Origin of the sequence: Bradyrhizobium sp. (assembly GCF_027307225.1) — a bacterium.
Lineage (GTDB): Bacteria > Pseudomonadota > Alphaproteobacteria > Rhizobiales > Xanthobacteraceae > Bradyrhizobium.
The window spans coordinates 1-10,736 of sequence record NZ_DAHUXJ010000033.1 but is presented as its reverse complement, the minus strand read 5'-3'; the positions used below and the strand labels follow the sequence as shown (position 1 = coordinate 10,736).

At 61.3% G+C, this 10,736-nt stretch carries 7 protein-coding genes and 1 rRNA gene; 3 read left to right on the top strand and 5 right to left on the bottom strand.

Annotated features, from left to right (window positions below; translation table 11 throughout):
• Positions 1-135 (bottom strand): 16S ribosomal RNA (locus M6D32_RS05785); the annotation flags it as partial.
• An 826-nt stretch (positions 136-961) separates the two neighbouring features.
• On the opposite strand from M6D32_RS05785, the gene M6D32_RS05780 reads away from it, so the two are divergent.
• Entirely contained in the window at positions 962-3,010 is a 2,049-nt protein-coding gene (locus tag M6D32_RS05780) for a M23 family metallopeptidase (protein ID WP_298254257.1), read from the top strand.
• 81 nt (positions 3,011-3,091) lie between these two features.
• Here the strand turns inward: M6D32_RS05780 and clpB are convergent, their stop codons facing one another.
• Entirely contained in the window at positions 3,092-5,731 is a 2,640-nt protein-coding gene (gene clpB, locus M6D32_RS05775; RefSeq protein WP_298254255.1) for an ATP-dependent chaperone ClpB, read from the bottom strand.
• Positions 5,732-6,062: 331 nt separating this feature from the next.
• On the opposite strand from clpB, the gene M6D32_RS05770 reads away from it, so the two are divergent.
• Entirely contained in the window at positions 6,063-6,836 is a 774-nt protein-coding gene (locus M6D32_RS05770) for an MOSC domain-containing protein (protein ID WP_298254253.1), read from the top strand.
• 187 nt (positions 6,837-7,023) lie between these two features.
• On the opposite strand, the gene M6D32_RS05765 is transcribed toward M6D32_RS05770, so the two are convergent.
• Positions 7,024-7,662 (bottom strand): TIGR02594 family protein, encoded by a 639-nt coding sequence (locus M6D32_RS05765; RefSeq protein ID WP_298254251.1) that lies wholly within the window; start codon positions 7,660-7,662, stop codon positions 7,024-7,026.
• Between the two features lie 387 nt (positions 7,663-8,049).
• On the opposite strand from M6D32_RS05765, the gene M6D32_RS05760 reads away from it, so the two are divergent.
• A complete protein-coding gene (locus tag M6D32_RS05760) occupies positions 8,050-8,916 on the top strand; it encodes an alpha/beta hydrolase (RefSeq protein ID WP_298254249.1) in 867 nt (288 codons plus the stop codon).
• 469 nt (positions 8,917-9,385) lie between these two features.
• Here M6D32_RS05760 and M6D32_RS05755 read toward each other — a convergent pair whose 3' ends face one another.
• The gene (locus M6D32_RS05755) at positions 9,386-9,613 is read right to left on the bottom strand and encodes a hypothetical protein (protein WP_298254247.1); all 228 of its coding nucleotides are present in this window, start codon (positions 9,611-9,613) and stop codon (positions 9,386-9,388) included.
• Between the two features lie 4 nt (positions 9,614-9,617).
• A complete protein-coding gene (locus M6D32_RS05750) occupies positions 9,618-9,848 on the bottom strand; it encodes a hypothetical protein (protein ID WP_298254245.1) in 231 nt (76 codons plus the stop codon).
• Positions 9,849-10,736 lie beyond the last annotated feature (888 nt).

Below are 10,736 nucleotides of genomic sequence, written 5' to 3'. Positions count from 1 at the left end.
TGTTCCGAACCAAAAGGTACGTTCCCACGCGTTACTCACCCGTCTGCCGCTGACGTATTGCTACGCCCGCTCGACTTGCATGTGTTAAGCCTGCCGCCAGCGTTCGCTCTGAGCCAGGATCAAACTCTCAAGTTGGACTTGGAACTTTGAACCGGCTGATCACAACGTTTGACGAGGTCCCACCATTCTTAGCCGGCCGAAGCCGACAGCCGCCTGCGATTCACATCGCGGGCAGCGATGGTGTAACCTTTGAAACGTGTACCGCCGAAGTCTTTCGTCCGATCCCGAAAGCTGAAGGCCGAAGCCTTCAGACATCCCGAGATCCGCAAGGACTCCGCCGTCCACGTTTCTCTTTCTTCATCTTCACTTGTCAAACAGCCCGGGTTCGAAAACCCTCTCCCATCCAAGGGAGCAGCATCTCACTCGACGACAAATGACAACCGGTTTCCACCGGCTGTTGATTCACTCATCTCAGTGAGGAGCTTCACGGGCACGAATACATGCTTTGGCCTAGGGCCAAAGCAGCGCCGCGCTCAGTGGGCGGTTTATAGGCCCGCCCCCTCGGCGTTGTCAACGCCTGATGTCAACAAATCGTCGCATCGCATCAAGAATCTTCAACGGTGCCTAAACCCTGATTTTTAGAGGCGAAACGCCGTACTTGAGCCACATTCCTGCGACGTTCTGGCATACATAGGTACTGAATCGCCTTATGCCAGCGGGGGCGGCCGGCGACGAGATACCAGGGGAAAGGCGAAGACCACCCATGTGCATGTCGCCTCTCTCACGCGGACGGACAACTTCGAAGAGATTTGCTCACTATTGGCATTCGTGACCGCGGCCGCGCTTTCGGCTTCTTGTCGCGAATATTGGTGCGGTACGCCGTGCTCCCGTTCCTCGCTTGAAGGTCCGGGAACGGCGCAGGGTCTCATCGAATGCAGATGGAATTTTGGGGGATGGTGGTTTGAACCACAGGACGTCACGTGGGGGCGGATACGGGCGTGACGTGGGGGTCATCGACCTCGGTCACGAGCCCCCGCTTTCCGTCGACGGTACTGAGGCCGCGGTCATCGACCGCCGCCGGGTGTCGGTCCAGTGGTTCAGCGGCACCATTCTGACGGGTCTTTGCGGCGCGGCCCTGATCGGCGGCGCCGTTTTCGCGTCGCTCGACGGCGAGATGACCTTCGCCAAGCTCCCCGAACGGGTCGAGGGCGCCTTACGCGGGGCATTCAGCGCCAACGATCGCACCGCCTTGCACAAGAGCGATCGCCTGCCGCCGCCGGGCGAAGCGAACGTCTCACGCAACGTGGTGCGGGTTTCGACCGTCACGCGGGCCGGCAACCGCGACGTGATGCGGGTGCGGCCGTTCATCCGCATCTCCGGCAACCTGTCGATGACGACGAGCGACCTCTCGGCGAAAATCCCGCCGTTTAACGCCCAGCGCCTGCTCGCCGATGTCGGCACCAACGCGCCGGCGGCCTCCGACGACCCGAACGCCGCAGAGCCCGATGCCGAAGTTTCCTTCGTCACCAAGGATCTGGCGCCGATCCTGCCCAAGGCCAGGATCGCCGCGACCATCGCGCTCGACGAAATCATGCTGCGGGTTCGCGATGCTTCGAACTGGCGTGGCAATGGCGCCGGCGTGAAGTACGCCTCGCTCACCAATGCCGCCGCCGATGTCAGCGGCACGCAGGGCGGCCTCAAACTCGCCTACGCCGCTGAAGGCAACGTGCCCGATCCCTATGCGGGGTTCGAGACCCGGGTCGTGCCTGAGAATGTCACGCTGCTGCCGAAGACCAAGGATCAGATCACCGGCGGCAATCTGGTCGGCGAACGCGTTCATGCCGTCAAGAAGGGCGACACCGTCGTCTCGATCCTGCGCGACCAGGGCGCGACACCGGAAGAGGCCAAAGCGATCGCTGCCACGCTTGGGCCTCGCGGCCGCGACGGCGGTCTAAAGGAAGGCCAGAAGCTCCGCATCTTGATGGCGCCGGCCGGTCCCGGCCAACGGTTACAGCCCTATCGCGTGATCGTCGCCAACGATTCCACCATCGAAGCCGTCGCAGCCTTGTCAGATCTCGGCAAATACGTCGCCGTCGACGTGCAAAGCATGAACACGGCCTCGGATACGGCTGACAACAGCAGCCGCAGCAATGACGACGATGACGAGGATGACGGGACCGGCGTCCGGCTCTATCAGAGCATCTATGAGACCGCGATGCGCAACAAGGTGCCGCAGAGCGTCATCGATGACATGATCCGCATCTACTCCTACGATGTCGACTTCCAGCGCAAGGTGCAGCCGGGCGACTCCTTCGACGTCTTCTTCGCCGGCGAAGACGAAGGCACCAACAACAGCAACGAAAAACCGGAAGTGCTTTTCGCCTCGCTGACGGTCGGCGGCGAAACCAAGAAGTACTACCGCTTCCAGACTCCGGATGACGGGGTGGTGGATTTCTACGATGAGACCGGAAAGAGTGCGAAGAAATTCCTGGTCCGCAAGCCCGTCAACAACGCCATCATGCGGTCCGGCTTCGGCTCCCGCCGCCATCCGATCCTCGGCTACGTGAAGATGCACACCGGCGTCGATTGGGCGACCGCCTACGGCACGCCGATCTTCGCGTCAGGCAACGGCGTGGTTGAAGTCGCGGGCTGGGAAGGCGGCTACGGCAAGTACGTCAAGCTGAAGCACAACAACGGCTACGAGACCGCCTACGGCCACATGTCGGCCTTCGCCAAGGGCCTGGAAGTCGGCAAGCGCGTCCGGCAGGGCCAGGTTATCGGCTTCGTCGGCTCGACCGGACAGTCGACCGGCGCTCACGTCCATTACGAAATTCTCGTCAACGGCCGTTTTGTCGACCCGATGCGCGTGAAACTACCGCGCGGAAGGTCGCTGGAAGGCGGATTGCTGACGAGCTTCGAGAAAAAACGCGACCAGCTCGACGCGATGATGAGCGGACACGGCGCACGCGTCTCCGACGCCAGCGGCCCCATCCAGCTCAGCACCCGCTGAAACCTCTTCCGGCACAGATAGAGAAAAGGCGGCCCGAGGGCTGCCTTTTTTGTCGTCAGTTCTGCTTGCATTCGTCTCGCCTCAGTTCAGCTTGCGCTTCGGCACCGGCGCTTCAAACTGCGATATCTCCGCGGTCTGGCGCGCCTTGCCGTTGAACGTCAGCACGTTTCCTTCCGTCGAGATCGCGACACGATCGCCGTCATGAATGTCGCCGGAAAGGATCATCTCGGCGAGCGGATCCTGCACATTGCGCTGGATCACCCGCTTCAGGGGTCGCGCGCCGTAGGCTGGATCCCAGCCTTTGGCGGCGAGCCAATCGCGCGCTGCAGTGTCGAGCGCGAGCGTGATCTTGCGCTCCTCCAGAAGCTTCGACAGCCGGGCGAACTGGATCTCCACGATCCGTCCCATCTCGCTCTTTTGCAGCCGATGGAACAGGATGATCTCGTCGACGCGGTTGAGGAACTCAGGCCGGAAATGCGCACGCACCGTGCCCATCACGTGCTCGCGCACCGCTGACGTATCCTCGCCTTCCGGCTGATTGACCAAAAACTCCGATCCGAGATTCGACGTCATGATGATCAGCGTGTTGCGGAAGTCGACCGTGCGGCCCTGACCGTCGGTCAGGCGGCCGTCATCGAGCACCTGCAACAACACGTTGAAGACGTCGGGATGCGCCTTTTCGATCTCGTCGAACAGCACAACCTGATAAGGCCGTCGGCGCACGGCTTCGGTGAGCGCCCCGCCCTCGTCGTAGCCGACATAACCGGGAGGCGCGCCGATCAGGCGCGACACGGAGTGTTTCTCCATGAATTCCGACATGTCGAGGCGCACCATCGCGGTCTCGTCGTTGAAGAGGTATTCCGCGAGCGCCTTGGTCAGTTCGGTTTTGCCGACGCCGGTGGGGCCTAAGAACATGAACGAGCCCATCGGACGGTTCGGATCCTGCAAGCCCGCACGCGATCGGCGCACGGCAGTTGCAACCGCGTGCACGGCTTCGGCCTGGCCGACCACGCGCTGGCCGAGGCTCGCCTCCATTTTCAGGAGCTTGTCCTTTTCGCCCTCCAGCATCTTGTCGACGGGAACGCCGGTCCAGCGCGAGACCACCTGCGCGATGTGGTTGGCGGTGACTGCCTCCTCCATCGTCGCACCGGTATCCTCGTTCGCCTCGATTTCGGCGAGCTTCTTCTCGAGTTCGGGAATGCGGCCATAGGCGAGTTCACCCGCGCGCTGGAATTCGCCGCGGCGCTGAGCGTTGGCAAGCTCGATCCGCAAGCCGTCCAGTTCGCTCTTCAGCCTCTGCGCGTTTGACAGCTTGTTCTTTTCCGCGCTCCAGCGTGCGGTCAGCACCGCCGACTTCTCTTCAAGTTCGGCAAGTTCCGTCTCAAGCGTCTTCAAACGGCTCCTGGAGCCGGCATCGCTTTCCTTCTTGAGCGCCTCCTGCTCGATCTTGAGGCGGATGATTTCCCGGTCCATCGAGTCAAGCTCTTCCGGCTTGGAATCGACCTGCAACTTCAGCCGCGCTGCCGCCTCGTCCATCAGGTCGATGGCTTTGTCAGGCAGGAAGCGGTCGGTGATGTAGCGGTTCGACAACGTCGTGGCGGCCACCAGCGCGGAGTCGGTGATGCGCACGCCGTGATGCTGTTCGTATTTGTCCTTCAGACCGCGCAGGATCGAGATCGTATCCTCGACCGTGGGTTCGGAGACGAAGATCGGCTGGAAGCGCCGGGCAAGCGCAGCGTCCTTCTCGACATGCTTTCGGTACTCGTCGAGCGTGGTCGCACCGATACAATGCAGTTCGCCCCGCGCCAGCGCGGGCTTCAGGAGATTGGACGCATCCATCGCACCGTCGGCTTTGCCGGCCCCGATCAGCGTATGCATTTCGTCGATGAACAGGATGATCGAACCCTCGGCCGAGGTCACCTCGGACAACACGGCCTTCAGCCGCTCTTCGAACTCGCCGCGATATTTGGCGCCTGCAATCAGCGCGCCCATGTCGAGCGACAATAGCCGCTTGTCTTTCAGGCTCTCCGGCACGTCGCCGTTGAGAATGCGCAGCGCCAGGCCCTCGACGATCGCGGTCTTGCCGACGCCGGGCTCACCGATCAGGACGGGATTGTTCTTGGTGCGGCGGGAAAGCACCTGGATGGTGCGGCGGATTTCCTCGTCACGCCCGATCACGGGATCGAGCTTGCCGTCACGCGCCGCCTGCGTCAGGTCGCGGGAATATTTCTTCAAGGCATCGTAGGCGTTCTCGGCCGTCGCGCTGTCAGCGGTGCGGCCCTTGCGCAGGGATTCGATCGCGGCATTGAGGTTTTGCGGCGTAAGACCGCCCTTGCGCAGCAGGCTGCCCGCCTCGCCGTCCTTGGTGAGGGCAAGTCCGAGCAGGAGCCGCTCAACCGTGACAAAGCTGTCGCCGGCTTTCTCGGCAGCTTTTTCGGCTGCATCGAAAGCGCGCGCAAGATCGGGCGCCAGATACACCTGTCCGGCGCCGCTGCCCGAAACCTTCGGCAATTTGTTGAGCGCCTCTTCGGTCGCTTTGAGGATGGCGCGGGAGTTGCCTCCGGCGCGGTCGATCAGGCCGCTGGCAAGACCCTCATTGTCGTCCAGCAGCACCTTGAGCATGTGCAGCGAGGAAAACTGCTGATGCCCCTCGCGCACCGCCAGCGATTGCGCGGACTGGACGAAACCCCTCGCGCGTTCGGTATATTTTTCGATATTCATACGTCACTTCCCTCAGCCTGCCCGCACCACCCGTAGGCGCGATCAGCAAAAGTGGGCACCGGTTTTGCGTCCGATCGCGCCTCCAATTTTTGATCTGGCGCATGATCTCGTCGCGAAATCGCCCACACTTTCGCGGATCACGCGCAAAGCATGGAAAAAGGGCATCTTCATGGGGTTTCCGCACACCGCGTTGACGTTCCTCAACCGGCTGCGGTCGTCGCCTTCAAAAGGCTTGAGGCGAATGTGGGAAGCGCTTTCGGCAAACGGAAGAGGCATTTTCACAAATTCGTGTGCGGTACAAGACCACCCGGAAATCAGCTAAGAAACGGACATGCCTGCACAAATCGCCAATCTTTACCGCTATCCGGTCAAGGGCCTCTCTCCGGAGCCGCTGAGCGAGGTCTCGCTCGGCGTCGGGGCGACCTTTCCGGCCGACCGGCGCTATGCGATCGAAAACGGCCCGTCCGGCTTCGATCCCAGGGCGCCCGGCTGGCTGCCCAAGGCCCATTTCCTGATGCTGATGCGCAACGAGCGCCTGGCCGGCCTTCAGACCCATTTCGACGATGACACAAACCTTCTGACCATCCGTAAGGACGGCGCGGTGGCGGTGCGCGGCGATCTGGAAACGGCGGAGGGCCGCGCCGCGATCGAACAATTCTTCACGGCGAATTTTGTCCCCGAACTCAGGGGACCGCCCAAGATCCTCGCGGCGGAAGGCCATAGCTTCTCGGATGTGGCCCGCAAGGTCGTCTCGATCATCAATCTTGCAAGTCTTTCCGTCATCGAGGGCCTCGTCGACTGGTCCGTTCATCCCCTGCGGTTTCGGGCCAACCTGTATGTCACGGGATGGCCGGCTTGGCACGAATTCGATCTGCTTGAGAAGACGCTTGCGATCGGCGATGTCCGCCTGAAAGTCGTCAAGCGGATCAAGCGCTGCGCCGCGGTCAACGTCGATCCCGACACCGCCATGCGCGATCTCGAAATCCCGCAGACGCTGGAGCGGAAGCTCGGTCACATGGATTGCGGCGTCTATGCCGAAGTGATCGCGCCCGGCACGCTTCGCATCGGCGACGAGATCGCAGCCGACGAACCGAGCCTGGTGTAGCAATGCCGTGTCCTCTCCCCGCGCTCCCTCCCCCGCGGAACGCGCGGGGAGGGTGGCCGTCGCGAAGCGACGGTCGGGTGGGGGCGCCAACGTTAGCGAAGGGGCCAACATTGGAATTGGCCTTCTGAACCCCCACCCCGGCTCGCTCTCGCTCGCCGACCCTCCCCACAAGGGGGAGGGAGGAGCATCAGTTCGGCATGACGTAGGCGTAAATCCGGCTACGCGAGATCGGGGCTTCCCGCACCCTGTTGCGATTGTTGCCGGAGATCATGATCGGATTGCCTGACGCGTCGACGCCCGTGATGATGCCGACATGACCGCCGCCGCGCCGGCTCATCACCGCGATGGCGCCGACGTGCGGGCCTGACACGCGATGGCCATAGCTCGCGAACGAACTCGCCGTGTCCGAGCCCGTGCCGCGATGACCGGTACGCTGCAACACCATGTTCATGAAGCGCGCGCACCACAGGCTGGCCCGGCTGGTCGGATTGCCGCCGAGATAGCGGCGCGCTTCGCTGACCAGATCCGACGAACCCGACATCGAAGCGCCGGAGAGCGAATCCGATCCAAGGCTAGCATGGGTGTTGGAAAGGCCGCGCCTGCGCATCGTGGCTACGCTCTCGTCCCATTGCGATCGCCGCGCCATGTGGCGGAAGCGATGGAGAGCATAGTGGCGTCTGGCGTGATGATCGACGTGGCGCGCATGGGCCACGCGTCGTGAAGTACGATGTGACCGTGCCGCGGCCGGCGCGATGGAGACAGCGAAAGCTGTCGAACACAATGCCAGTGCAACCAGCGACCGGCGAAGCGCAGTAGATTGACGCATACTCAGTTGATCCTCGTTGACACCCCCTTCCCCACCGGCTGCTTAAGAAAATTTCGGTGTGACGAGAGCAAGACGAGATGCGGCGCACCGCGACCGGTTCGAAGGTGATTCCGCGAGGATTCCGTGACGGAAATGAAACGACGGTTGCCTCATTGCAGCCATGAGCATTAACTTGCGCTCTTCTTTTCCCTCCCCCTTGTGGGGAGGGTCGGCGAGCGACGGCGAGCCGGGGTGGGGGTTCAAGAAAATATTCTCTTGCACGAGCCTTTTCGATGATACTGGCACCCCCACCCGACCGTTGCTTCGCAACGGCCACCCTCCCCGCACTCGCTTCGCTCACGGGGGAGGGATGAAGAGGCACGCGCAAGAAAAAGGGAGAAGGAAGGAATGCCGCACGCCATCGCGAACGACAAAGTGAAGCTCTATTTCGAGGAAGCCGGCAGCGGCACGCCGATCCTCTTCCTGCACGAATTTGCGGCTGACTACACCAACTGGGAGCCGCAGATGCGCTATTTCTCGCGCGGCCACCGCTGCATCTCCTATTCCGCGCGCGGCTATACGCCCTCCGATGTGCCGTCCTCAGCGGACGATTACAGCTACAAGCATTTCTATACCGACGCGCTCGCGGTGCTCGACCATCTCAATATCGCCAAGGCGCACTTCGTTGGCCTTTCGATGGGCTCCTATTCCTCGCTGCAGGTCGCGCTCAATGCGCCGGAGCGCATGCTGTCGATGACGCTCGCCGGCGTCGGCTCGGGTTCGAGCCTTGAGAATCTTGACACGTTCCGGAAAGCCTGTCGCGACACCGCCGAACAGTTCGACAAGACCGGCTCGGTGGAAGTCGCGAAGGTGACGCGAGAGGCGCCGGGGCGGATTCCATTCCTGGTCAAGGACCCGCGCGGACATGCCGACTTCTATGCAGCGCTCGCCCGCCATGATTCCAAAGGCTCGGCCAACACCATGCGCGGCTTTCAAGGCGGCCGGCCCTCGATCTACACCATGGCTGACGAGATCAAGCGGGCGACGACGCCGGCGCTCATCATCTGCGGCGACGAGGACGATGCCTGCGTCGAGCCGAGTTTATTTTTGAAGAAGCATCTTCCCGCCTCGGGCCTGACGTTCTTTCCGAAGTCGGGCCATGTGCTCAATCTGGAAGAACCATCACTGTTCAACGAAACGGTCGAGCGCTTCATCGCGCTGGTCGAGGCCACTCGCTGGGGCGCGCGCGATCCAAGGTCGGTGTTGGCAGCATAAATCTCTCCTCCGTCATTATTGCTGGCGAGTGTTCGTCTCCGTCCGAATATAGGGAGGCGGTGCAGCTATTGATTTCGGCTCTTTGTGCTCGTGGGATTCTACCTTTCCGCAGCGCATCCGATATTCGGCTGCCAAGTAGTAGAGCCAATCCAGCGCGTATTGAAAATATACGAACTGTCGTTCAAGAAGCTCGTGATCGACGAGCCTAATAGAAATAGGTTTTTCGCTTTTCCCAGGCTCAACTGAATCGTCGAAATTAATGAAGTTAAGCTTGTCTTGAATGAGAATCCAATGACAGTGGGCATATTGATTACGTATCTTCTTGCACAGGCGTGTCGGGGCGACTGCGTTTGACCACTTCGGTCCAAGTCCTGCTTTTTCGAGGATATGACGAGAAAGCAAGCGTAGCCCGGCTGAGCAAAGCGACATCCGGGATTCTCAGATCCCGCAATCGCTGCGCCCATGCGAGCTACGCCGCCAGCACAGCCCTTTTGACAGCCAGCGGCAGCGCAATCGAACGGAAGAACGCCTTCGGATAAAGATAGTCCTCGCCGGACTCATCGACGATCCGCAGCATGTGGTGTTTTTCGGCGATCGCATCGCGCAGCGCGACGTAAATCTTGCGCTTCTCCAGCGAGACCGCATAACCGTCATTTTCCACGCAGACGACGAGTTGTTTTGCTTGTGTCTTTGTCATGGGCTCAAAGGAGGTGCTTGATCTTGAATTCCTTGCGGCCGATCCCCGCGGCTTCATACCAATGTAACTCAGCGACATGAATTGAGCCATCGGATAATCGCACGTGGGCAACGCCTTTGCGTTTGCGCCAACGGCCGCGTCCATAGATGCGCCGCAGCCGCGCGATCTCGCGGATGCCGGACCCGGTGGCAAAGGTTTCTAAGCCCGAAATTTCTCCAAGAATCTCAAAACGCATGCCGAGAGCCTGCTTGTCGCCTTCGGATGGGTCAATAGAAGAGCGGGGTCCCGCGCGTATAACCCCCAACCACGCTCATGGATTGTCGGTTCATAGGATGCTCACGACTTGCACTAAGCGGCGAATTTATCTTTCCCGATCAATGCGATTCTACCTGTCCAGTCCTTCGCTTAAAAATATTTCCCTTCACGGCTCACCCAAATCAAATCCATAAGCGCCGCCGTCCCGCGCCCTTGAACGAGGGGCGTTTCGCGATCGTCACGGACGTTGGCGCGGGATGCGGTGGACGCTTTGGCGCCTTTGACGAATGGCGCAAAGAGGCGGACGGCGAAGTCGTGTGGTCCTGACGCCCCGACGCTGGCGTCAACCGGGTGACAATGCTGACGCATTGCACCTGGGACGGGGGCAAGAAAGCCCGGTCCCCGAGGAGAGCACGGAGGAAACCGTTAAAACCATTCGCGTGCGGGAATGCCGGGTGATCCGGCGTGACCGTGGTGATTAACTCGTGTGCTTTTTACTTTCGCGCACGAGGCTGCGGGTGCGCTTGGCATCCGGCATTCCCCACGCCCTCTTCGGGCGAAGGATATATGGACAACCTGGGCGCAAGGCGTCGTGGGGATGCGCTGACTTGCGCGATTCAGGGCCGCATCCTTCGAGACGCGCGCTCGACCTGCACCGTTCGCGACGGCCTCGCCATCGCTCGGCCTGCTCGGGTGCGCGCGCTCCTCAGGATGAGGGTCTGCCAATTCCTCATGGTGAGTTGCCCACCGGCTGCGCCGACCCACTGCGCACGAAACTGGTGGTATGCTGGGGCGCCGTCGGCACGGAGGTCGGATACTCCTTGGTGCATCTAGCCCGATGGTGAGTTTGACTGTGGGACCTTGGAGC

Bases quoted from the DNA above. Each gene is read 5' to 3' on its own strand.
- clpB (WP_298254255.1), bottom strand. From the start codon at position 5,731: ATGAATATCGAAAAATATACCGAACGCGCGAGGGGTTTCGTCCAGTCC.
- M6D32_RS05770 (WP_298254253.1), top strand. From the start codon at position 6,063: ATGCCTGCACAAATCGCCAATCTTTACCGCTATCCGGTCAAGGGCCTC.
- M6D32_RS05765 (WP_298254251.1), bottom strand. From the start codon at position 7,662: ATGCGTCAATCTACTGCGCTTCGCCGGTCGCTGGTTGCACTGGCATTG.
- M6D32_RS05760 (WP_298254249.1), top strand. From the start codon at position 8,050: ATGCCGCACGCCATCGCGAACGACAAAGTGAAGCTCTATTTCGAGGAA.
- M6D32_RS05755 (WP_298254247.1), bottom strand. From the start codon at position 9,613: ATGACAAAGACACAAGCAAAACAACTCGTCGTCTGCGTGGAAAATGAC.
- M6D32_RS05750 (WP_298254245.1), bottom strand. From the start codon at position 9,848: ATGCGTTTTGAGATTCTTGGAGAAATTTCGGGCTTAGAAACCTTTGCC.